Origin of the sequence: Pseudarthrobacter sp. NIBRBAC000502770 (assembly GCF_006517815.1) — a bacterium.
In the GTDB taxonomy this organism is placed as follows: Bacteria; Actinomycetota; Actinomycetes; order Actinomycetales; family Micrococcaceae; genus Arthrobacter; species Arthrobacter niigatensis.
Genome location: NZ_CP041198.1, coordinates 674,213 through 697,312 on the forward strand (window position 1 = coordinate 674,213; position 23,100 = coordinate 697,312).

General features: G+C 67.6%; 19 protein-coding genes. 12 read left to right on the forward strand and 7 right to left on the reverse strand.

Annotation, left to right across the window (positions count from 1 at the left end; all coding sequences use genetic code 11):
• Positions 1-585, reverse strand: coding sequence for a 5-(carboxyamino)imidazole ribonucleotide mutase (gene purE / locus NIBR502770_RS03505; protein ID WP_141161164.1), 585 nt, complete (start codon positions 583-585; stop codon positions 1-3).
• Positions 582-1,778 carry a 5-(carboxyamino)imidazole ribonucleotide synthase gene (locus NIBR502770_RS03510; RefSeq protein ID WP_141181041.1) on the reverse strand — a complete coding sequence of 399 codons (1,197 nt, stop codon included), beginning with the start codon at positions 1,776-1,778 and terminating at the stop codon, positions 582-584. The genes purE and NIBR502770_RS03510 overlap by 4 nt, the downstream gene beginning before the upstream one ends.
• Before the next feature lie 174 nt (positions 1,779-1,952).
• Between NIBR502770_RS03510 and NIBR502770_RS03515 the strand changes: the two genes are divergently transcribed.
• Positions 1,953-2,513, forward strand: a complete 561-nt coding sequence (locus NIBR502770_RS03515; RefSeq protein ID WP_141161162.1) for a GtrA family protein — start codon at positions 1,953-1,955, stop codon at positions 2,511-2,513.
• Positions 2,514-2,529: 16 nt separating this feature from the next.
• Here the strand turns inward: NIBR502770_RS03515 and NIBR502770_RS03520 are convergent, their stop codons facing one another.
• Positions 2,530-3,231 carry a TIGR03089 family protein gene (locus NIBR502770_RS03520; RefSeq protein WP_141181042.1) on the reverse strand — a complete coding sequence of 234 codons (702 nt, stop codon included), beginning with the start codon at positions 3,229-3,231 and terminating at the stop codon, positions 2,530-2,532.
• 389 nt (positions 3,232-3,620) lie between these two features.
• Between NIBR502770_RS03520 and NIBR502770_RS03525 the strand changes: the two genes are divergently transcribed.
• The 3 genes from NIBR502770_RS03525 to NIBR502770_RS03535 are packed head-to-tail and all read left to right on the forward strand — an operon-like array spanning position 3,621 to position 9,398.
• Complete coding sequence (locus tag NIBR502770_RS03525; protein WP_141161160.1) at positions 3,621-4,151, forward strand: WhiB family transcriptional regulator; 531 nt, start codon at positions 3,621-3,623, stop codon at positions 4,149-4,151.
• A 29-nt stretch (positions 4,152-4,180) separates the two neighbouring features.
• Positions 4,181-7,552: a glycosyltransferase gene (locus NIBR502770_RS03530; RefSeq protein WP_141181043.1), complete on the forward strand. Its 3,372-nt coding sequence runs from the start codon at positions 4,181-4,183 to the stop codon at positions 7,550-7,552.
• Entirely contained in the window at positions 7,545-9,398 is a 1,854-nt protein-coding gene (locus NIBR502770_RS03535) for a DUF5719 family protein (RefSeq protein WP_246857385.1), read from the forward strand. The genes NIBR502770_RS03530 and NIBR502770_RS03535 overlap by 8 nt, the downstream gene beginning before the upstream one ends.
• Before the next feature lie 39 nt (positions 9,399-9,437).
• On the opposite strand, the gene NIBR502770_RS03540 is transcribed toward NIBR502770_RS03535, so the two are convergent.
• On the reverse strand, positions 9,438-9,950 hold the full coding sequence (locus NIBR502770_RS03540) for a metallopeptidase family protein (protein WP_141181044.1): 513 nt from the start codon (positions 9,948-9,950) through the stop codon (positions 9,438-9,440).
• Between the two features lie 117 nt (positions 9,951-10,067).
• Here NIBR502770_RS03540 and NIBR502770_RS03545 point away from each other — a divergent pair, with 117 nt between their 5' ends.
• The 4 genes from NIBR502770_RS03545 (at position 10,068) to NIBR502770_RS03560 (ending at position 13,607) form a co-directional block, all read left to right on the forward strand.
• Positions 10,068-10,454 (forward strand): DUF3499 domain-containing protein, encoded by a 387-nt coding sequence (locus NIBR502770_RS03545; RefSeq protein ID WP_141161157.1) that lies wholly within the window; start codon positions 10,068-10,070, stop codon positions 10,452-10,454.
• A gap of 80 nt (positions 10,455-10,534) precedes the next feature.
• On the forward strand, positions 10,535-10,762 hold the full coding sequence (locus tag NIBR502770_RS03550) for a Trm112 family protein (protein WP_141181045.1): 228 nt from the start codon (positions 10,535-10,537) through the stop codon (positions 10,760-10,762).
• A gap of 75 nt (positions 10,763-10,837) precedes the next feature.
• Entirely contained in the window at positions 10,838-12,304 is a 1,467-nt protein-coding gene (gene ahcY, locus NIBR502770_RS03555) for an adenosylhomocysteinase (RefSeq protein ID WP_141181046.1), read from the forward strand.
• A gap of 64 nt (positions 12,305-12,368) precedes the next feature.
• The gene (locus NIBR502770_RS03560; RefSeq protein ID WP_141161154.1) at positions 12,369-13,607 is read left to right on the forward strand and encodes an Ig-like domain-containing protein; all 1,239 of its coding nucleotides are present in this window, start codon (positions 12,369-12,371) and stop codon (positions 13,605-13,607) included.
• Position 13,608: 1 nt separating this feature from the next.
• Here NIBR502770_RS03560 and NIBR502770_RS03565 read toward each other — a convergent pair whose 3' ends face one another.
• Positions 13,609-14,409, reverse strand: a complete 801-nt coding sequence (locus tag NIBR502770_RS03565; RefSeq protein WP_141181047.1) for an RDD family protein — start codon at positions 14,407-14,409, stop codon at positions 13,609-13,611.
• An 88-nt stretch (positions 14,410-14,497) separates the two neighbouring features.
• On the opposite strand from NIBR502770_RS03565, the gene NIBR502770_RS03570 reads away from it, so the two are divergent.
• Together NIBR502770_RS03570 and NIBR502770_RS03575 are read left to right on the forward strand one after the other, a co-directional pair.
• Complete coding sequence (locus tag NIBR502770_RS03570; protein WP_210418908.1) at positions 14,498-15,490, forward strand: stage II sporulation protein M; 993 nt, start codon at positions 14,498-14,500, stop codon at positions 15,488-15,490.
• 124 nt (positions 15,491-15,614) lie between these two features.
• A complete protein-coding gene (locus tag NIBR502770_RS03575) occupies positions 15,615-16,802 on the forward strand; it encodes a TIGR01906 family membrane protein (protein WP_141181048.1) in 1,188 nt (395 codons plus the stop codon).
• On the opposite strand, the gene NIBR502770_RS03580 is transcribed toward NIBR502770_RS03575, so the two are convergent.
• Together NIBR502770_RS03580 and NIBR502770_RS03585 are read right to left on the reverse strand one after the other, a co-directional pair.
• Positions 16,793-18,622, reverse strand: coding sequence for a long-chain fatty acid--CoA ligase (locus NIBR502770_RS03580; protein ID WP_141181049.1), 1,830 nt, complete (start codon positions 18,620-18,622; stop codon positions 16,793-16,795). The genes NIBR502770_RS03575 and NIBR502770_RS03580 overlap by 10 nt on opposite strands.
• A 67-nt stretch (positions 18,623-18,689) precedes the next feature.
• Positions 18,690-20,417 carry a dolichyl-phosphate-mannose--protein mannosyltransferase gene (locus NIBR502770_RS03585; RefSeq protein WP_141181050.1) on the reverse strand — a complete coding sequence of 576 codons (1,728 nt, stop codon included), beginning with the start codon at positions 20,415-20,417 and terminating at the stop codon, positions 18,690-18,692.
• A 45-nt stretch (positions 20,418-20,462) separates the two neighbouring features.
• On the opposite strand from NIBR502770_RS03585, the gene rsmI reads away from it, so the two are divergent.
• The gene (gene rsmI / locus NIBR502770_RS03590) at positions 20,463-21,338 is read left to right on the forward strand and encodes a 16S rRNA (cytidine(1402)-2'-O)-methyltransferase (protein ID WP_141181051.1); all 876 of its coding nucleotides are present in this window, start codon (positions 20,463-20,465) and stop codon (positions 21,336-21,338) included.
• A gap of 204 nt (positions 21,339-21,542) precedes the next feature.
• Positions 21,543-23,042 carry an NAD-dependent succinate-semialdehyde dehydrogenase gene (locus tag NIBR502770_RS03595; protein ID WP_141181052.1) on the forward strand — a complete coding sequence of 500 codons (1,500 nt, stop codon included), beginning with the start codon at positions 21,543-21,545 and terminating at the stop codon, positions 23,040-23,042.
• The last annotated feature ends 58 nt before the right edge of the window (positions 23,043-23,100 follow it).

The following is a 23,100-nucleotide window of genomic DNA, read 5'->3' on the forward strand; positions in this document are numbered from 1 at the left end:
CTAACGGCTGCCCCGAAGGGGGCTGGAGCCGCCGGGGAAGACTTCGCTGACCTTCTGCCGAAGGTTCGCCCCCTTTCGGGTCGCCACTGCGTTCAGGTCCGCGGCGAAGTCGATCAGGTCCGCCCGCAGCGAGTCGGCGAGTTCATCGGTGCCGGAGGCCAGCATCCGCACAGCCAGGAGCCCGGCGTTCCGGGCTCCGGCGATGGAGACTGTGGCTACCGGGACGCCTGCCGGCATCTGGACGATGGAGAGCAGGGAGTCCATCCCGTCGAGGGTCTTCAGCGGAACGGGGACGCCAATCACGGGCAGTGGCGTGACGCTGGCGAGCATGCCGGGCAGGTGGGCGGCGCCGCCCGCCCCTGCGATGATGACCCGAAGGCCACGCTCGTGCGCCGTCTGGCCGTACCGGATCATCTCGGTGGGCATCCGGTGGGCGGAGACGACGTCCGCCTCGAAGGGAATGCCGAATTCGGCCAGGGCGTCCGCCGCGGCCTCCATGACCGGCCAGTCCGAATCGGAGCCCATGACCAGGCCCACCAGGGGGCCCGCGGCGGTACCAACTGCCGGGGTGGCTTCGGCGCTCATGCGTTCTCCTCGAAAATCGCGGACGGTTCGTCTGTGGTGACCCGCCCGTCGCGGATGATGCCGGCCACGGCCGTGGCGCGGCGGCGGACCGAATCAACCTCTGCCGTGGAACTGCCTGTCAGGTTGACGTGGCCAATCTTGCGTCCCGGCCGCACCGACTTGCCGTAGCAGTGGACCTTGGCCGCAGGTTCGGCGGCCAGTGCCATGGGGTAGGCGGCGTACAGGTCCTGGTTGTCGCCGCCCAAAAAATTCTTCATGACGGTAACGGGGGCCAGGGCATCGGTGGCGCCCAGCGGCAGGTTCAGGACCGCGCGAAGGTGCTGCTCGAACTGGCTGGTGATGGAACCGTCCTGGGTCCAGTGGCCGGTGTTGTGCGGCCGCATGGCCAGTTCATTGATCAGGAAGCCGGCACCTGAACCAGGGGTTTCGAACAGTTCCACGGCAAGCACGCCGGTAACGTCAAGCTCGGCGGCTATGCGCAGTGCCGCATCCTCCGCGGCGGCGGCAACCTCCAGGGGGATCTCGAGCGCGGGCGCAATCACCTCATCGCAGACGCCATCGACCTGGATGGTGTGCACCACGGGCCACGCCCGTGCCTCGCCATCCGGAGTCCGCGCCACGAGCGCGGAGAGTTCGCGGGTAAATTCGACCTTCGCTTCGGCCAGCAGCGGGCTCATGGAGGCAAACCAGTCCGCGGCCTCCGCGGCCTCTTCCGCAGATGCGACGATTCGCACTCCCTTGCCGTCGTAGCCGCCCCTGGGGGTCTTGAGCACCACGGGCCAGCCTGTCCCGTCGCCGAAGCGGACCAAATCATCAACGTCAGCCACCGACGCCCATGCCGGGTTGGGCAGTTCCAGCCGGTCGATGGCGGCACGCATCACCAGCTTGTCCTGGGCGTGGACCAGGGCGTCCGGCCCGGGCTGGACGTTGACCCCCGCGTCCTGCAGGGCGCGGAGGTGGCCGGTCGGTACGTGCTCGTGGTCGAAGGTCATGACGTCCAGGCCTTGGGCGAAGTCCAGGAGCGTCTGCAGGTCCTTGTAGTCGCCCACTGGAGTGGCGGGTACGGCCGACACCGCCGACACGTCCTCGCCCTCGGCGAGGACACGGAGTTCAAAGCCGAGTGCTGTAGCGGCAGGGGCCATCATTCGCGCGAGCTGGCCGCCGCCAACCACGCCTATCACTGGAAAAGTCACATGTGCCAGCCTACCGAAGACGGGCCCAATCCCGCTTTTGCAACCCGGCATGCCACCGCGGTTTCCGCCCCGCGGAGCCCAGGGTGACCAAGTTCTCCCGGGCAGCTCAAAGGTTTGGGGGCTAAAATGGAGCTTTGGCCACGTGGCCCACAGTTCGTCAGGCCATGGAGGGTCATGTTTAGCTCACTTGCAGATCGTATCCGGGGGCTCGCCTCACTTTTTTGGCGCGAGGTGGCCAAGTTCGGGGCGGTGGGCGGTGTGGCGTTCGTCATCGACAACGGCTTGACCTACTACCTCATGCACGGCCCAATGTCGGACAGCGAGGCGAAGGCACGTTTTGTCGGCGCCACCGTTGCCACCATCTTCTCGTGGGTGGCCAACCGTTTCTGGACCTTCCGCCACCGCCGCCAGGCCAACGTGCTCCGCGAGTTTGTCATGTTCGTCATCATCAACGGCATAGGCATCGGCATCTCCACCGGTTTTACGGCGTTGGCCAAGTACGGAATGGGCATCGACAACAAGAACCTGCTGTTCCTGGCGGGCGTGGCCGGCATCCTGGTAGCCACGGTTGTCCGCTTCTTCGCCTACCGCTTCCTGGTCTTCAACCAGGAGCTGGACCAGGAGCCGGAGTTCTCCCACGACCACGAGATCATCGAAGCCCACCCGCACCGGGAGTCCGCCCGCGCCGCGGAGCGTCCAGCTTCCACCACCGTGGACGGCGGCCCGCAGGCCTAGCAGGCGTACGTGGAGGTCAGCTGCCGTGGATGCGTTCGTCCGCCCGCAGTTTGTCGGTAAGTGCCACTCCGGGATGGGTCAGCACCACGGAGCCGTCCCGCTGCCAGGCCCCCAGCGCACTGGACAAAGCTGATTCGAGCCCGCGGTCCGCGGGGACATGCACCCTGGCACCCTCCTCGTGTGGAACGGCAAAGCCGGTCAACAGCTCCCGGTGGGGGACAGTACGCCCTTCGCTGGTGCGGACGGCGCATCCTTCCGGATCCGGGTCGGTGTGCGCCATGAACACGTCCCCGTGGGAACGCACCTCGGCAGCATAGTCAAGGCAGCCGGCGGGAAGCTCCCCGGGCCACCGCATGGCCAGTGCCGGGAGTGCAACGGCAATGACGGCGGCGTCCTCTCCCGTGGCCCCGGAAGGGTCGTCCGTGGCGAGGAAGTCCGCCGGACCGCCGTCGAGGACTGTTTCCAGGCCAAGCTGCCAGGACGCCAGCGCCCACACGATCGCTTTCCAGTGCGCCGGAAGGGCGAGGCGCAGCCGCATGCCGGGTTCGGCGTCCAGATCATCCTGCAGAAGGTTGCTGGTCTTTGCCACCCAGTTGTCCAGGACCCGTCCCGAGAGCTCCACCCGCTCTGCATCGGGTCCGTACCAGGTGAGCCGTGGTGACGTTGAGTTGCCTGAGCGCAGGGTGCCCATTAGGTCAATTGCGGGGGTTGTCGTCATGGGTTCATCCTGCCACTCCGCAATGACAGGGTCATCCGGCGATGGCTTCGATTGCATGCCGCGGAAGCGTGAGTGATGTTAATCACTACAGTTGCTAAGTTTGCTTGCTATTTTGCCGGAGACCGGGTATTTTCCCCGCCAGCACTGCATTTTGACGGGTTTTTCGTACACCTTCGGCCAGTTGCGGCCCACGCCACGCCCGGGCCGGCAAAAATCCCGGGCGTGGCGTGCGCAAACTTCTGAACAAGGACTGTCTATTATCCCGGCAACGGCTTGACTAGCCCTAGTTACACACGTGTAATTAGGTAACTAAAGCAATTGCGTAAATACCGGCACACAACCGAGTGTCCACGTATCCAGGCAATGGCTGAAACATCAGGAGGGTCGCCGTGGGGCAAGCAGAGCGTATCCAGGAAGATGCCGTCGTGGCCGGCCAGGCAACGGCAAAGTACCGTGCGCGGGGGGTGCCCAGCGACTGGTACGTGGATCCCGCAGATCCTGATGCTGCGGAGAGGTACACCAGGAATTCCACGAGTGTCCTCGAGGACCAGGCCACCGCGTTCCTCGCGGCGCATGAAGCCCTGTTGGACGGGGGTGCCGAGCCGGAGGAGGACCTGGATCCGCCCATGGAGTTGGCCGCCGGGACTGTCCAGCCGGTATGGATTGGACTGCCGCTGCAGCAGGACTTCGATGACGAAGGCGAGCTCGGCTGGCAGACTGACGCCTTGTGCGCCCAGACCGACCCAGAAGCATTCTTTCCCGAAAAGGGCGGCTCAACCCGCGACGCCAAGAAGGTTTGCGGCGCCTGCAACGTAAGGTCCCAGTGCCTCGAATACGCGCTGGCCAATGACGAACGGTTTGGCATTTGGGGAGGCCTTTCCGAGCGTGAGCGCCGGCGGCTTAGGAAGCGAGCAATCTAATTCTTCAGGATGTCCATGTCACTGCCGTTGTGGTTGCCCACAACGGCAGTGCCTATCTGCCCAGAACCCTTTCGGCACTGGCCGCCCAAACGCGCCCGGTTGACCGCGCTGTCGGCGTTGACGCTGGCTCCGGCGACGATTCCTACAGCCTCCTCAGCCGGGCCTTGGGGGAGGCCGCCGTTGTCAGCCATTCGCGGGGCAAGGGCGGCATGGGTTCCGCTGTCTCCGCAGCGCTGGCAGCGCTCGTGCCCTTCGATGGAGATGCCGGTTCCGGCCGGACGGAGTGGATCTGGCTCCTGCACGACGACGCGGCGCCGGCGCCGGAAGCCCTCGCGGAACTCCTGGGCGCCGTGGAGCGGGCCCCATCTGTTACGGTCGCGGGCTGCAAGCAGCTGGACTGGCATTCGCCGCGGAAATTGATGGATGTGGGTCTTTCCACCAGCCGCTGGGCCGAGCGGCTTACCCTCATCGACGCGGACGAGATGGACCAGGGCCAGTACGACGGCCGCACGGACACGTTCGCGGTGAATTCCGCCGGCATGCTGGTGCGGCGGGATGTCTGGGAACAGTTGGGCGGCTTCGACCCCGCACTGCCGGGCAGCGGAGACGACGTCGACTTCTGCTGGCGGAACCGACTTGCCGGGCACCGCGTTGTAGTGGTTCCCGCGGCCCGGATGTTCCACGTGGCGCACCGGCCCCATGCCCTGGGGAACCCGTCAGCCGCCCGAAAAGCGCAGGTCCACCTCCGCCTGAAGCACAGCCCGCTCTGGATGGTGCCCGTCCACGGCATCGGCGCGTTGCTCGGCAGCCTCTTCAAGCTGCTCCTGAGCATCGTCGTCAAAGATCCCGGGCATGGCATTTCCCAGCTCCTCGCCACCTGCGCGGCGCTGGGCAGGCCCCGGGCCGTGGCCAAGGCCCGCAGGGCGGCCAAACGCACGCGGCGCATCCGCCGGTCGGTCATCCGCAAGCTCCAGACGCCCCGCCGGGAGGTGTGGAGCCACCGCCGGTCATTGATGGAGGCGCTGGGATCGGACGGGTCAGGCGCGGACCACCTTGTCCAGGACCCGCTCGCACACCAGCCCACCGGCGACGCCGCGGACGACTTCGCGGCCCTGGCCACCAGCAAGCGCGGCTGGGTGGGCAATGGCGCCCTGGCCGCCGTCATCATCGCGTCAGTGGCCTCGCTGCTGGCGCTGGCAGGACTGTTCCGTGCCGCCGCCGTCTCCGGCGGTGCCCTGATCCCGGTCTCCGCAGGCCTCGGGGATATCTGGCACAACGCCTCCAGCTGGTGGATCAGCCTCGGAGCGGGCCTTCCCGGCCGCGGCGATCCCTTTGACTACGTCCTCTGGATCATCGGCCTCGCGGGCGGAGGCGATGCCAACGCTGCCATGGCCTGGCTGCTCCTGCTCGGTGCCCCGCTGTCCGGACTCACCGCGTGGTTCGCCGCTGGCGGAGTCACCGAACGCCGGCGGCTCCGTTTCGCAGCCGCCCTCTTCTGGGCTGCGGCGCCGGCAGTCCAGGCCGCGCTGAACCAGGGCCGGGCAGGTGCCCTGATTGCCCACATCATGCTGCCGCTGGTGGTCCTGGGCCTGCTGCGGGCCACGGGTTCGGCCATTGGCCACGGACGGTTCGGCGCCACTACGGCGCCCGGCTACCCGGCCGGTGAGCAACTCCCGGCGAAGGCGGGCATCAACGGTGTGCCGTCGTGGACGGCCGCTGCTGCTGCGGGCCTGGCGCTGGCGGTCACCACCGCCTCGGCGCCCTCCCTTCTTCTTCCCGCGACCCTGGTCATCGTGCTGTGCGGCGTCCTGCTGGGAGGGCGCGGACGGACCGTGTGGTGGGCCCTGCTGCCCAGCGCGGCCCTGTTCGTCCCGTTCGCGCTGTCCACCCTCGACAGGCCACGCGCGCTCCTGGCAGACCCGGGCCTCCCGCTGGGATTCGAGGCAGCGCCACTGTGGCAGCAGTTCATGGGCCAACCCCTGTCGTTCAACCCCGCCGGTGGCCTCCATGGACTGTCGGCCTTCGCGGGCGGCCCGGTGCCATGGGCCCTGCTGCTCGCCGTGCTCATTGCCGGGCCGGTGCTGGTCCTTGCCGTCGTGGGAATCTTCAGCGCAGGACGCCGGGCGCGGACTGCCAGGTGGTTCTGGACCGCTGCGATCATCGCCCTGGCCAGCGGCTGGTTCGCGGGCCACGTTGCCACGGGACTGAACACGGATGTCATCGTGGCGCCGTTCCCCGGACCTGCCGTGTCTGCCGCTTCCTTTGCCCTCCTTGCAGCGGCACTGCTCGGTTGGGAGCAGCTCCTGGCCGCTGCGGACCGGACCTCCGGTGCCGGGGCGGGAACCAGGACTGCGGCCCGCGCCGGCCTGGCCGTTGCCCTGGTGCTGGTGCTGGCTGGCCCGCTGGCAGGGATGGCCGCCTGGTCCGCGCAGAACCTGCTGCGTCCGGCCACCCCGGCAGCTGCCGCACCGGCAGCGCAGGGCCCTGCAGCCGGCACATCTCCTACCGCTTCGGCGGACGGGGGAGCGCTGGGAGTTCCGCGGCTCGTGGACGCTGCCACCGGCCGCTCCCTTCCCGCCACCGCTGTTGACCGCGGTACCGGACCCGAGCAAACGCGGACCCTCCTCCTCGGCACCGGTGACGACGGGACCTTCAACGCCTCGCTGATGCGCGGGGCAGGCACCACGCTGGACAGCCTCTCCGCCATCGCCTCCGCCAGGAACATCATCGGCGGACCCGGTTCCGAAGAAATACGCGGCGACGACGACGTCACCGCAGCCGTCCGCCGCGTTGTTGCCACCATGGTGGCCGGGCAGGGCGTGGACCCCCGTTCCGACCTCGAACAACTCGGCGTCGGCTTCGTGGTCCTGCGCTCCGCCGACACCGCAGCCCAGCTGACCGCAAGCCGCATGGACGCAGTCCCGGGCCTGGTGGCCGTGGGACAGACCGACGTCGGTTGGCTGTGGCGCATCAGCCCCCTGAACCAGCGCGGCACCCAGGCCGCTGATGTGGCCCACCGGGTCCGTATTGTCGACGCAGGCGGTACGGCCACGGCATTGGTGGCATCAAATGCTGAAGGCGTCGATACCGCAGTGCCCGCCGGGCCGGAGGGCCGGCTGGTGGTCCTCGCCGAGCGTGCCGATCCCGGTTGGACAGCCTGGCTCGACGGCCGGAAACTGACCTCCACCACCTCAGGCTGGTCACAGGCCTTCACCCTGCCTGCGTCCGCCGGCCAACTGACGGTCCGCTATGAGAACCCTTGGTCCCTTTGGGCTGCAGTCGGTCAAATCACGGTGATCGGGCTGACTGTCATCCTGGCGATCCCCATGCCGGCCCGGCGGCCACGGACCGGCCTCTCACGGGACGAGGGCTCCCTGCGTAAGGAACACCAACATGCATGAGCACACCCCACCTGCCGGCAAGGCTGATGCCAATGCCAATGCCAATGCCAATGCCAACGCCGACGCCGGAATCCGGGACATCGGAATCCCGCACGCCGGGACGCCTGGGACCGGGGCAACGGAGACCGGGACGGCGGACGCTGCCGGGCAGCCCCTGGCCGGCGGGCAGGCGGCGGCAACAGAAGAGCCCGGTTTTGGCGGCAAACCCAGCGCGGGCGTGCACAGGACCGGGAAGGGGCCGAGAGGCTCTCGCCGCGGCGCTACGCGGCTGCCGGGCGGTAAAGGCCGGGCGGCCTCGATCGCCGGGGTGGCCGCAGGCGTGCTGATCCTCGCCGGCGCCGGGGCCGTGGTCACGGCTGGATCGCTGGTGGCGGAACCTGCATCAAGCCGCACAGTGCCAGCAGCCAAAGCAGCCGTCCCTGCGGGGGCCAGCGTTGGCGTATGCCCCGGCCCTGCGCGGTTGCTGGAAGGCACGGACGCGGGGACGGACGCCCAGTTCCGGCCGGAGTCGGCCACGGCCGCAACCAGGGTCAGCGCCGCAGTGCTCAGCGCCGGCGGCGTGCTGCCGGGCAGCCGGCTGGCGCACCTGGACGGAACGGCCCCCGTCGAAATTGCCAAGGATCCGGGGCCGGCCCCAACTGCCGCGGCCCCGCAGGAACTCCTCGCCGGAGTGGTGGCGGACCGGACCGTGGACCAGGTGAACGTCGTGGGTGCCAACGCCGTCGCGAACCAGAACGCGTCGGCCGCCGGGGCCATGAAATATACGGCCACAGACGGTGACCTGCAGGGCAGTGCTGCCGCAACCTGCGGGCAACCTTCGAATGACCAGTGGCTGGCTGGTGCCAGTACCACGGTGGGCCGCACCTCCGTGCTCGCCCTGACCAACGCCTCCAGCACACCAGCTACCGTGAGCCTCGAATTGTTCGGGGGCCGCGGCCAGATCCAGGCGCCCGGCAGCCGCGGCCTGCTGGTTGCTCCCGGCACCACCCGCAGCGTGGTCCTCGCCGGGCTCGCCCCCAACGAGTCCCAGCTCAGCGTCCACGTCCGCAGCGCCGGTGGACCGGTCGCAGCCTCCATCCAGCAGAGCTTCCTGCGCGGACTTACTCCCGGCGGCGTGGACTACATCAGCCCGGGGACTGCCCCAGGGGTACGCCAGGTGATGACGGGAGTGGATCTCCAGGACCCTGCCGGGTTGGCTTCCCTGACGGCACAGCCCGGCTACCGGGATGCAGGCCCCGCCCTGGAACTGACGGTGCCCGGCGCTTCTGACGCCGTGGTGGAGATCAAGCTGTACGGACGCGACGGCCAGCACGCGCTTCCGTCCGGCGGCGTCATCACCGCAAAAGCCGGTTCAACAACTGAGGTTTCCCTGGCAGGGGTACCCGCCGGCCAGTACACGGTTGCTGCCTCTTCAGACGTCTCCTTCCTTGCCGCCGCCCGGATGACCCGCGGCCTCCAGGCCGGTCAGCCCTCGGATGTGGCCTGGGCGGCATCAGCCGTTCGGCTGGGCAGCCAGCACGTGGTCCCGGTTCCCAAGGGCGGCCAACGCCAGTTGGTGTTCGGCGTACTGGACTCCAGGGCCACTATCACGTATTCGCCCATCACAGCCGATGGAAAGGTACGCGCCGCGGCCACTGCGGACATCGCCGGGGGAACCACAGCCTCCATCAGCATTCCCGACCAGGCCGGCGGGGCCGACGTCGTTGGCTATGTGGTGTCGGCGTCCGGGGATGCCGCCTACGGTTCGGTGCTCGTGGGGCAGGAAGGCCGCAACGACGTTTCCTCCCTGGCCTTCCTGGCCGCTGCAGCCGGGCAGGAAACCGTCCCGGTCAGCCTGGGCTACTAGTAAAGGCGACTCAGGCAGCCCGCCGTGCGGGCCGGCTCCTCAGTAGCGGCGGCGGTAAACCGGGTCCAAAGTTTCCGGCGCCACGCCAAGCATCTCCGCCGTGTGTTCCACCACCACGTCGTGGACCAGGTCCTGGAGTTCTTCGACGCTGGAGCACGCCTGCTCCACCACCCGCCGGTACACCGTAATCGTGGGGCCGTCCCCGTCCGCGGCCGGCGTGTAGGAGCCCATGGGCGGGGTGGACGCAGTCGCCGCCAACTGTTCCAGCTCCGGCGGGATTTCGTCCACGCCGAACCGCACGCCGTCCAGCGTCTTGCCCCAGATGTCGTGCAGCCGCTGGGCCGAGTCCAGCACCATGTCGTCAAAGCGGTCGGCGCGGGTCCGGTAGCCGGGATGGGTTGGCAGCATCACCTCGCCGCGGAGGCCGCGCCCGTGGCGGTTCCGGCGCCGCCGGGAGAAGCTCCTGCCACTGGTTTCCGTACCCATTGCCGCGGTGGCATCCGGGTCAGCCAACCGGACCGAAAAACCTGATTCATGGTTCGATGACTGCATACATCGACTGTAAACCCGGGGGAGGATTTTCGCGATACATCCGCTGTGCCCCGCGGGCGCGTCGGCCGGAGCGGCAATGCGCGGCTTTTCGCCGGCGAAGGGGTAGTCTGTGATGTCGTGGGAGCTATCCGTCAATGTTCAAGGTCTGCCTGCCGCCAGTCGGCGGTAGCCACCCTGACGTACGTGTATGCCGACTCCACCGCCGTCCTGGGTCCGCTGGCCACCTACGCCGAACCGCACTGCTACGACCTCTGCGAGCAGCACGCTGATTCGTTGACAGTTCCCCGCGGCTGGGAAGTACTGCGGCTGGCCATGCCGTCCACCCCGCAACAACCTGGTCCCGACGACCTGCTGGCCCTTGCCAACGCCGTCCGCGACGCCGCCGCCCTCCCCGCGGAGCCGCAGGCGCCCGCCCAGCGGGCACACCACTCCGCCCTGGAAGCGCCAGCCGGCACCGAAGGCGCACGCCGTGGACACCTGCGGGTCCTTCGGGAACCGTCCTGAACCCCATCTGGCGGTAGGCTGGAACCTGCACATCTTTTCCGCCACCGGCGCGAGCGCGCCCGCCAGGGGAGCATGAACAAATGCCAAAGATCAGTCCCGAGCTGTTGTCCGTCCTGCGTTGCCCCGTGACCGGCTCGCCCCTGGTGCAGGAGGGGGACGAACTGGTGGCCACCGCCGCCGGGGACACGGGCATCAGGAACCGGTACGCCATCGAGGACGGGATCCCTTTGCTGCTGCCTCCGGAGCTGCTGGCGGCAGCCGCCTCCGCAGGTTCGGACCAGCATGATCCCGCTGCGGCAGGGCTCTAGTTCACCTGCCTCCGCACGCACAAACACAGCAGCACGGGGACTGGACCAGGACCCGGACCAAGCAAAGGACCACCCATGACTTTTGACTACAAAGTTGCCGACATCTCCCTGGCCGAAGCCGGCCGGCACCAGATCCGCCTCGCCGAGCACGAGATGCCGGGCCTGATGTCCCTCCGCGAGGAGTTCGGGGCCTCCCAGCCGCTCAAGGGCGCACGGATTGCCGGCTCCCTGCACATGACGGTCCAGACCGCTGTCCTGATCGAGACCCTCACTGCGCTGGGCGCCGAGGTCCGGTGGGCGTCCTGCAACATCTTCTCCACCCAGGACGAAGCCGCCGCAGCCGTGGTGGTGGGCAAGGGCACCGTCGAGGATCCCCAGGGCGTGCCCGTGTTCGCCTGGAAGGGCGAGACCCTTGAGGAATACTGGTGGACCGCCGAACAGATCCTCACCTGGCCGGGCGCCGAGGCCAACCCCGAGCTTGGCCCCAACATGATCCTGGACGACGGCGGCGACGCCACCATGCTGGTGCACAAGGGCGTGGAGTTTGAAGCCGTGGGCACTGTTCCCTCCACAGACCCCGAGGACTCGGAGGAATACGGTATCTTCCTTGACGTTCTGCGCCGCTCCCTGGCTGCAGACCCGCAGAAGTGGACCCGCACCGCCGCCACGATCAGGGGCGTCAGCGAGGAAACCACCACCGGCGTCCACCGCCTCTACCAGCTCGCAGACCAGGGCAAACTGCTCTTCCCCGCCATCAACGTCAACGACTCGGTGACCAAGAGCAAGTTCGACAACAAGTACGGCATCCGGCACTCCCTGCCCGACGGCATCAACCGGGCCACGGACGTGCTCATGGGCGGCAAGGTCGCCGTCGTCTGCGGCTATGGCGACGTCGGAAAGGGCGCCGCCGAGGCTCTTCGCGGCCAGGGCTCGCGCGTGATCGTCACCGAGATCGACCCCATCTGCGCACTGCAGGCAGCCATGGACGGCTACCAGGTGGCCAGGCTGGAGTCGGTCCTGGCGCAGGGCGATATCTTCATCACCACCACCGGCAACAAGGACGTCATCCTCGCCGAGCACATGGCCGGCATGAAGAACAAGGCCATCGTGGGCAACATCGGCCACTTCGACAACGAAATCGACATCGCGGGCCTTGCCCGGATCCCCGGCGTGAAGAAGGTTGAGATCAAGCCGCAGGTCCACGAGTGGGTCTTCGATGAGGGACAGGATGCCGAGCGCTCCATCATCGTCCTCTCCGAAGGCAGGCTGCTTAACCTCGGCAACGCCACCGGCCACCCGTCGTTCGTCATGAGCAACTCGTTCGCCAACCAGACCATTGCCCAGATCGAACTGTGGACCAAGCGGGACCAGCACGAGTACGACAACAAGGTCTATGTCCTGCCCAAGGTCCTTGACGAGAAGGTGGCCCGGCTGCACCTTGACGCCCTGGGAGTTGAACTCACTGAGCTGAGCAAGGACCAGGCTGAATACCTGGACATTGACGTCGCAGGCCCCTACAAGCCCGAGCACTATCGTTACTGAGACGTAAGGGCCCGGGCGCGCAACGTGCCCGGGCCCGTTATTTTCTGCACGTAGGATCGAAAACATGGAGCCTGATGTAAAGCCCCGCCGCCGGGGGACTGCCAAGAAAATCATTGCCGTGGCTGCCGTTTGTATCCTGGCTGCCGTGGGCGGGGTTTTTGCCGCCGTCGCTCCGGGACTCGCAGGCGGGCCCCTTGAATCGGAAGCAGGCTCCGCGCTGCGCACATCCCCGGGCATCGCATCGCCCGTTGTCCCGCCGGTAAAGGTCGACGCCGCACCCGCCGACGGCGCCAAGCAGGTCAACCCCGCCGCGCCGGTTTCCCTGAAGGTGGGCAACGGGACCATCCAGCGCGTCACCCTGGCCAGCATCGCGGGGAAGAGCATCGACGGAAGCATTGACGCCGGCGGGACCTCATGGTCCGCTACCGCGCCTCTGGAATTCAACACCGGGTACAGCTACACCTATGTTGTCAAGGACAGTGCAGGGCGGGAGACCAGCACCACCCAGTCCTTCAACACCGTCTCCAGCTCACATGAGGCGGATGCCGCCATCTACCCCCTGAACGGCATGAAGGTGGGCGTCGGCCAGCCCCTCCAGATCATCTTCAGCGAGCCGGTGACCAACCGCGCCGCCGTGGAAAAGGCCATCAAGATCACCACCACGGCGGGACAGACCGGGGCGTTCCACTGGTACAGCGACACCATGGTCCGGTACCGTCCCGAGAACTTCTGGGCGGCGAACTCCACCGTCACCATGGACATGCAGCTCTTCGGCGTCGACCTTGGAAACGGCCAGATCGCCAACTTCAATAAGAAAGTCAACGTCAATATTGGGGATAAGAAGGTGGCCATCGCGGACGCCACGGCCCACACGTTCACGCTGAGTGTCAACGACCAGCCCGTCAAGACGCTGCCCGTGAGCATGGGGGACAAACGCTTCCCCTCCGCCAAGGGATATGCCGTGCTCATGGAGAAGAACCGCTTTGACCACTTCAGGGCGGCAAGTATCGGCCTGAAGCCGGACGATCCCGCGTACTACGGTGAGGCCGACGTCGAATACACCATCCGCCTGACCCTCAGCGGGGCCTACATCCACCAGGCACTGGAGTCCGCCTATCCGTACATCGGCAACGCGAATGTGTCCCACGGCTGCATCGGGTTCCTTCCGGACGGGGCAGCCTGGGTGTTCGACAACATGGGAACCGGCGACGTCGTCCAGATCATCAACACGGAGGGTGACTACGCGGCGAACACCGACGGATATGGCGACTGGAACATTCCGTGGAGTGAGTACGACAACTGAGTCACTCGGCGAACGGCAACCGTTGCAGCCGCTGTCCCATCTCCGTGTTCCGCCGGCGTGACTGCGACAACCTGGTGAACTCCCTGTTCCGTCGTTCAGCGACGACGGCGGCCAGATAGTCATCCGGGCCCGTCCCCGGCGGTGGCGGCGGGGCCACATGGGCTGACAGTTCCCCGGCGATCGCCTGCGCCATGCCGGCCCTCGAAAGCGGAGCCATCCGGCCCGCCTGGCGGATGAACTGGGCAGCCCTGCGCGCCGTGGCGTCAGGGATCCGCCCGATGTCCGCCGCGGCCGCCCACGCCTGAAGGTAGGGCGGCACGAAAACCCGGAGGGCCGCTTCTGCAGGAACCCTGCTTCGCACGGCGTACGTGCCGGCGAGCAGGTCGCCGAGCCGCTTGGATTTGTCGTTGAAGAGTGCGACGGCGAGGGCAAGCCCCCCGAACGTCAGGTAGATTTCAAGGAATCCGGTGAGTCCCCGGATCACGGCATGCCGGAACCGGATGGCACCGCCGTCCTCACGCACCACCCGCAGACCCGTGGCCAGTTTCCCCAGCGACCGGCCCCGGGTCAGGGTTTCCATTCCCACGGGCACCACCACCAGGCAGAAGACGACGGCGGCCAGGCCAAGGGCGCGCGCGGCCGCGCCGTCCAGGTCCCTGCCGGCGGCGGCCAGGCCAAGCATGATCAGCACGAGCAGGACCACGTGGAAAACGGCGTCGATGGCCAGGCCCAGTGCCCGGGCCGCAAAGCCCGCGGGCCGAAGCTCGAGGACCACGGCCTCGCCGGTGATGATCTGGCTCATACTGCGTCCTTTCCCTCCGCGGCTGATGATGTGGACCATCCGACGGTGCGGACGGTCAAAGTCTAGTGCCGCCCGCTAGGCTGTAGCCGTGGACATGGATGCCTTCGCCGCCGTTAATGCGGACAAGTGGGCGCGGCTGCAGGAGCTTGCGGGCAAACGGAGGCTCACCGGCGCCGAGTCGGACGAGCTGTTGACCTTGTACCAATCAGCGTCCGGCCACCTGTCGCTGGTCCGCTCCATGGCTCCGGAGGGCGGCCTGTCCGCTTCCCTCTCTGCCACGCTGGCGCAGGCGAGGACACGCTTTACCGGGGCACGGTCCAACGCCATGGCCGACCTTGCCAGGTTCTTTGTGGTGGCGCTGCCCGCCGCGCTGTACCGGCTCACGTGGCTCACCCTGGCGTGCGGAACGGCTTTCGTGCTCATCGCCGCCGCGTACGCGGCCTGGATCGGGACGTCGCCGGACGCCCTCAGGGCCGTGGCGTCCGAGACCGCGGCCGCCCAGTACGTGGACCAGGACTTCATCAACTACTACTCGGAAAACCCGGCAGCGTCCTTTGCCGGCGCAGTGTGGACCAACAACGCGTGGATCAGCGCACAGGCCGTGTCCCTGGGGATCACCGGGGTCTGGGTGCCGATGATCCTGTTCGGGAATGCCCAGGGAGTTGGCGTTGCCGCCGGAATCTTCGCCGCCGCTGGTAAGTCCGACATTTTTTTCAGCTACATCCTGCCTCATGGGCTGATGGAGCTGACCGCCGTGTTTGTCGCCTCTGCGGCGGGACTGCGGATCTTCTGGGCCATGGTCTCGCCTGGTCCGCAGACCAGGGGACGGGCGGTGGCCGAAGAAGGCAGGTCGCTGGTAACGGTGGCCCTTGGACTGGTCCTGGTCCTGTTCGTCTCGGGGTTGGTGGAAGGGTTTGTCACCCCCAGTCCGCTCCCTGCCTGGGCCCGGATAGGCATTGGCACGGCGGTCCTCGGGGCGTACTGGACATACGTCCTGGTGTGGGGCAGGCGCGCTTTCCTCGCGGGGGAACGCGGAGACCTCCGCCGGGAGGATGCCGGGTACACGGAAATCGCTGCCTGAATCGTTGTAATCCAGCCGGGGTGGTTCCTCGCCCAGCGGAAGTTCCGGACGGTAGGCTCGTCAGCAGAATGAATCGCGCCGGCGGAATGGAACCGGCGCGGAACCCAACGGAAGTGACGCTGCTGTGAATGACGAAACACCGGTCCGCGCCAAAAGCGCTGCGCCGCAGCCGGAGCCTTTGCTGGATACGTCCGGGGATTCCGACGAGCCCGCGTTCTCCTGGCTGACGCCTGCTGACGGGGACACGAACAGTGGGGAAGAGCCCCGCGGGGACAAGCCTGGTGGGGAAGAAGCCGGCCGGGACAAGGCGGCCCGCCAGGAACCTGCGGCAGAGGGCAAAACCCCGCAGCCGGAAACCCGGGCCCACCGCAAGGCCGCCGAAGCCGCCGTCGAAACCTCCGCTCCCGGAAGCAACACAGCCGGACGTCCGGGCGCCGCATCGTCGGCTGCCGCCTCTTCAGCGGACGAGCCGGCCGGCAGCCCCGGTTCGCCGGTGTTCAAGGAACCCCTTCCTACTTCTGCGCTCCACGTCCGTCCCCCCGAAGAGGAAGTGGAGCGCCGCAACGCCCAGCGTGAAAGCGCAGCGAACGCCAAGCCAGTGGCGCCGCGCTTCATGCAGGTCCTGCTCGCGATCATCTACCCGTTCATCCTCCTGATCGTGGCCGTCCGTGCGGTCACCACCCCGCTCTTCCTTTGGGTGGAGTACAACCGCCCAGGGTTCCCGGGCGACGGCTACGGATTCAGCACCGACGACAGGATGACCTACGGCTCCTACGCCGTGGATTACCTCCTCAACTGGGCTGGCCCCAGGTACCTGGGCGACCTGGTGCAGCGGAGCGGGGAAAAGCTCTTCAAGGACGGCGAAGTCAGCCACATGGCTGACGTCAAGGCCGTCATCCTCTCCACCGTCGGCGCGGGTGCGCTGCTGCTGCTCCTGGCGTTGATCGCCATCCTGTACCTGCGCAGGCGCAGCACCGGCGGGGTCCGGCGGGGGCTCTTCGCAGGCTCCATCATCACGCTGGTCCTGATCCTGGGCCTGGGCACACTGGCGGCCCTGGGCTGGCAGCAGTTCTTCACCGAATTCCACCGCGTCTTCTTTGCCGACGGGTCCTGGACCTTCAGCCTGGACGACACGCTGATCAGGCTGTTCCCGAGCCAGTTCTGGATCGACGCCGGCATCGCCATTGCGGGCCTGGTTCTCCTGGCGTCCCTCGTGACGCTGGTGCTCACGTGGCCCACCCGGCGCCGCCGCGGCGTTGCGCCGGAGGCACGGGAGGCGTTGGCGGAGCAGGAATTGGTGGATCAGTCGTAAATTTTGGCGATTTCCGCCTGGTACTCCGTCACCACGGCGGCACGCTTCAATTTGAGCGACGGCGTCAGGTGCCCGGACTCCACAGTGAACTCGGCGTCAAGCAGCCTGAAGGTCCGCACCGACTCGGCCTTTGACACCGTCCGGTTTGCAAGGTCCACCGCCTCCTGGAGGGCGGCCAGTATCAGGGGATCGCCGGCAGCTTCCGTGAGGGGGAGCGGGGGCAGGCCCCGCTCTGACCGCCAGTTGGCAACCCCTTCCGGGTCCAGGGTCAGCAGGGCTGAGATGAAGGGCTTGCCGTCGCCCACCACCACCGCATGGCCTACCAGCTGGTGGGTGCGGATCTTCTCCTCGAGGGGTCCAGGCGCTACGTTCTTGCCGCCGGCGGTCACCAGCAGGTCTTTCTTCCTGCCCGTGATGGTCAAAAAGCCGTCCTTGTCCAGGGCGCCCAGGTCACCGGTGCGGAAGAACCCGTCCACGAACGATTCAGCATTTGCTGCCGGGTTGTTGTGGTAGCCCTTGAACACGCCAATTCCCTTGACCAGGACTTCGCCGTCCTCGGCCACCCGGATGGTGGTCCCGGGCACGGGGATCCCCACTGTTCCCACTTTGGTCCGGGACGGAGTGTTGGCTGTGCAGGGCGCTGTGGTTTCGGTCAGCCCGTAACCTTCGAGGACGGGAATGCCTGCGCCGCGGAAGAAGTGTGCGTCATCGGAGGCCAGGGGGCTGGCGCCGGAGACGGTGTATCCAACCTCTCCGCCCAAAGCCTGGCGCAGGCGGGGATACACCAGGCGGTCATACACGGCGTGCCGGGCCCTGCTGAGCAGGCCGGGGCCCGGACCGTCGCCCCGGCTCTGCCGGTCCTGTTCCCGGGAGTACCCGATGGCGGCGGCCGCCGCGGCATCGAACAACTTTCCCTTGCCTGCGACGGCGGCCTTATGCGCGGCCGTCGCCCGGACCTTTTCGAAGATGCGGGGCACCACCAGCAGGAAAGTGGGCCGGAACGACCCAAGGTCTTCCAGGAGCTGCGCCGCGCCCGGGGTGTGCCCCAGGGTTGCCCCGGCTGCGAGGCACACCACCTGGACGGCCCGGGCCAGCACGTGGGCCAGCGGCAGGAACATCAGGGTGCGGGCCTGGTCCTTCTGCAGGATTTCCGGCAGGAACGCAACGATGTTCCTGGCCACCAGGGCGAAGTTACCGTGCGTGATCTCGCACCCCTTGGGTTTGCCCGTGGTGCCGGAGGTGTATACGAGCGAGGCGAGATCGGCCAGCCCTGCGCGGCTCCGCTGGCGCTCCAACTCGGCGTCGCTGACGCCCGTGCCCGCAGCGGCGAGGCTGGCAAGGTCCGGGGCCTCGCCGTCGTAATCCATCCGCACCACGTTGACCAGGCGGTCGCTGAGCTCGGCGGAACCTGCCACCACGCCGCTGACGAGCTGTACAGTGGCGCGGTCGCCGGCGAACACGCGGCGGACTCCTGCGTCCTGGATGATCCACTGCACCTGGCTTGCGGACGACGTTTCGTAGATAGGTACGGTGACGCCGCCGGCAAACCAGATGGCAAAGTCCACCAGAGTCCACTCATAGGAAGTTCGGGACATGACCGCCACGGTGTCGCCGGGCTCCAGGCCGCCGGCGATCAGGCCCTTGGCCAGGGCGCTGACGTCCTGCAGGAACTTCTGCGCGGAAATGTCCACCCAGCCGTTGGGCCCCTTCCGCCGGTACAGGGCGTGGGCCGGGTTGGCGGCGTGCTGCTCCAGCAGCAGGTCAGTCACGTTGCTGTTGGCGTCAAGCTCAACCAGCAGTTCCGTGCTCGCTTCTCTCACAGCAGGTCTCCGTTTCCGCTGCCACGCCGCGGCAGCGGCTCCTTCAGGTCTCCCTTGCCATCCTGCCCTAGATCCAGGATGGCATCCACATCCGCACCTTCCAGTCGACGTACGGGATCACTTCGGCGGTCCAGATCGGGTAGAAAAATGCCGACAGCAGGACTGCCGCCGCCAGGAACAGCACCACCAGGTACAGTCCCGAGCGCCGGCGCCACGGGGGATCCGAAGACCGGCCCAGGACCAGGCCAAGGCAATATACCAGGGCAAGGACCAGGAACGGTTCGAAGGACACCGCGTAGAAGTAGAACATGGTCCGCTCGGGATACATGAACCACGGCAGGTAGCCCGCGGCGACTCCGGCGAGCACCGCCCCGGCACGCCAGTCCCGGCGTCCGGCCCACCAGAACAGCAGGACCACCAAGGCAATGGCGGCTGGCCACCAGACCATCGGGTTTCCCACGGACAGGATGGCAGAGGTGCATTTCTCCACATTGCAGCCGGGGGTGCCCTGGGGCGGGGACTCATAGAAGAAAGACGTGGGCCGCCCCATCACCAGCCAACTCCAGGCGCTGGCCTGGTAGGGGTGCTCGGAGCTCAGGCCCTGATGGAATTTGTACGCTTCCAGGTGGTAGTGGATCAGGGACCGTACGGAGTCCGGGAGCCAGCCCCATTCCGCCGCCGGGTTGCTTTCCGCCCAATGGCGGAAGTAGGCGTTGTCCGACAGGAACCAGCCTGTCCAGCTGGCCGAGTAGACGATCCCTGCCACGGGGACCATCCCCAGGAAGGCCGGGATCCCGTCCCGGATAGCTCCGCCGCTGATCCAGCCGCGGATGCCCGCCACACGCCTGGCATTGAGGTCCCACAGCACCGTGAGGATGCCGAACCCGGCCAGGAAGAACAGGCCCGACCATTTTGTTCCCACGGCCAGTCCCATGCAGACCCCGGCGGCAACCCGCCACCAGCGCACGCCCAGCCATGGTCCGGCCAGCAGCGCCGCGGCCGGGGGCTGGCCGCCGTTCGCGGCAGCGGCGCGGGCCAGCCGGTGGGCCAGGCGGCGGCGCCCGTCATCGCGGTCCATCAGCAGTGCCCCAAAGGCGGCGAGGACCCAGAACGTGAGGAAGACATCCAGCAGCGAGGTGCGGGACATGACAAGGTGGTGGCCGTCGACGGCGAGGAGCAGCCCTGCGGCGCCGGCCAGTGGAAGCGAGCGGAACAGTTTCAGGGCGATCAGTGAGACCAGCAGCACGGTCAGGGTGCCCGTGAGGGCCGCCGCGAAGCGCCAGCCAAAGGGGTTCTCCGGCCCAAAGAGCCACATGCCGGCCGCGATCATCCATTTGCCCACCGGCGGGTGGACCACGTATTCGGGGGTGTTCAGCAGGACGTCCGGATTTCCGGCGTTAAAGGAATCGTTGGCCTTGTCCGGCCAGCTGCGTTCGTAACCGCTGATGAGGTAGGAGTAGGCATCCTTGACGTAGTACGTCTCGTCGAAGACCAGCTTGTGCGGCACTTCCAGGCGGACGAAGCGGAGGAGGCCGGCGACTACCGCCGTGAGGGCCGGAACCAGGATGAACCAGAGCCGGAGTGATGCCGGATAGTCGCGCCACGATGTGGCGGTGCCGATGAGCCTCGCCTTGAGCGCTTCGACTGTGAACGCTTCGTCCGGCCGGCTGATCCAGGCCCGGGAAGTCGTCCCGGCCGTCTCTTCCGCAGTGGCGCCGGTTCCGGTGGAGGATGCCGCCGGGCTGGGTTTCCCGGCCCCGGCGGGCCGCGTCGAGGTCTGCGTCACGAGCCCCATGCTACCTTTTGCGGCTGGAAGACCCGGCAGCAGTAGGCTTGGTGGGTGGACCCGAACCCCAGCACCCCTCCCGAGCCCGGCCCTGCGACGGCGGGGCGGATTGTCCTTGCCGCCACTCCCATCGGGAACACGGGCGATGCCTCCGCCCGGCTGGTGGAACTGCTGGGAACGGCGGACATCGTGGCGGCCGAGGATACCCGGCGCCTCCACCGCCTGGTCCAAAGCCTGGGTGTCGCGGTTGCCGGCCGCATCATCAGCTACCACGAGCACAACGAGGCCACCCGGACGGCCGAGCTGCTGGACCAGGTACGTGCAGGCAGCACGCTGGTGATGGTGACCGACGCCGGGATGCCTGCCGTCTCGGACCCCGGGTTCCGGTTGGTGGAGGGGGCCATCGCAGCCGGACTCCCCGTCACCGCTGTTCCGGGGCCATCCGCCGTGCTCACCGCCTTGGCGCTCTCCGGCCTGCCCACGGACCGGTTCTGCTTCGAAGGATTCCTGCCCCGCAAGGCAGGCGAGCGGGCCTCCCGCCTGGCTGACCTGGCGGGGGAGCGGCGCACCATGGTGTTCTTCGAGGCCCCGCACCGGCTCGAGGCAATGCTGCGGGCCCTGCGGGAAAGGTTCGGCCCGGACCGCCGGATCGCAGTGTGCCGCGAACTGACGAAAACCTATGAGGAAGTCATCCGCGGCACGGTGGGCGAACTCCTCCAGTGGGCCGAGGACAACGAGGTCCGCGGCGAGATTGCCGTGGTCCTGGGCGGCGCCCCCGAACAGGCGGCAGGCACCCCGGAAGACCATGTGGCGGCGGTCAACGAACTGGTGGCCCAGGGCATCCGGCTGAAGGAGGCGGTCGCCGCCGTCGCCGAAGACGTCCGCGTCAGCAAGCGGGAGCTCTACTCAGCGGTCCTCGCCGCCCGCTAAGGCCCTAACAGGACGCCCGGCAGCCAACTCTGGAAGCATGGTGCCGTGCTGTGCAGCTGCACAGCACGGCAGCGAATCCGCAGTGCGCAACGGCGTAGACCATGGCAGGGCCCCGCAGTAGTCTGGCTGTTAATCAGCCCCATGATCCCGGTCACTCCGGCCGCGGCGACGGGCTGCCACAACCCTACCGACGAGGGAGTCATCGTGACTGTCACTGCACAGCCGGCCGTTACCGCCGAGCGCGAAACCCGGCTTTTGGCCTCCGTTCCCACCGGGCTGCTCATCAACGGTGAGTGGCGCGACGCCGCTTCAGGCAAGACGTTCGACGTCGAGGATCCCGCCACCGGGAAGGTGCTGCTGAGCATCGCCGACGCCGGCCCCGAGGACGGTGCGGCGGCCCTGGACGCTGCCGCAGCAGCCCAGGAGTCCTGGGCCAAGGTCCCGCCCCGCGAACGCGGCGAAATCCTCCGCCGGGCCTTCGACCTGGTGACGGAGAGGGCCGAAGACTTCGCCCTCCTGATGACCATGGAAATGGGCAAGCCGCTGGCCGAAGCACGCGGCGAAGTGACCTACGGCGCTGAATTCCTGCGCTGGTTCTCCGAGGAAGCAGTGCGTGCCTTTGGCCGCTACTCCGTTTCCCCCGACGGCAAGTCCCGCCTCCTGGTCACCAAGAAGCCGGTGGGTCCGTGCCTGCTGATCACCCCGTGGAACTTCCCGCTGGCCATGGCCACCCGCAAGATTGCCCCCGCCGTCGCGGCCGGCTGCACCATGGTGCTGAAGTCGGCGAACCTTACCCCGCTGACCTCCCAGCTGTTCGCCGCAGTCATGCAGGAGGCCGGCCTGCCCGCTGGTGTCCTCAACGTCATTCCCACCTCCACGGCCGGGGCTACCACCGGACCCCTGATCAAGGACTCCCGCCTCCGCAAGCTGTCCTTCACCGGGTCCACCGAAGTTGGCCGCCGCCTGCTGGCCGATGCCTCCGGGAACGTGCTGCGCACCTCCATGGAGCTCGGCGGCAATGCCCCGTTCCTGGTCTTCGAGGACGCCGACCTGGACGCCGCCGTTACCGGCGCCATGGCGGCGAAGCTCCGCAACATGGGCGAGGCCTGCACCGCTGCCAACAGGTTCATCGTCCACGAGTCCGTCGCGGCCGAATTCGCGGAGAAGTTCGCCGCGAAAATGAAGGAGATGACCACGGCCCGCGGCACTGAGCCGGAATCCAAGGTGGGGCCGCTGATCGATGCGAAGAGCCGGGACAAGGTCCACGAACTGGTCTCCGACGCCGTCGCTTCCGGCGCCAAGGCCGTCCTGGGCGGCGGACCGGTGGAGGGGCCGGGCTACTTCTACCAGCCCACCATCCTGTCCGGAGTCGCCGAGGGAACGCGCATCCTGTCCGAGGAAATCTTCGGCCCGGTGGCCCCGATCATCACCTTCGGCAGCGAAGACGAAGCTGTCCGCCTGGCCAACAACACCGAGTACGGACTGGTGGCCTATGTCTTCACCAAGGACATCAACCGGGGTATCCGGATGGGCGAAAAGCTGGAGACCGGCATGCTCGGGCTGAACGCCGGCGTCATCTCCAACGCTGCGGCGCCGTTCGGCGGCGTGAAGCAGTCGGGCCTGGGCCGTGAAGGCGGGCTGGAAGGCATCGAGGAGTACCTCTACACGCAGTACATCGGTATCGCTGACCCATACGCCGGCTGATTCCGGCTGGAAACCAGCGCAGTGCCGGCCGGGAAATTTCCCGGCCGGCACTGTGCGT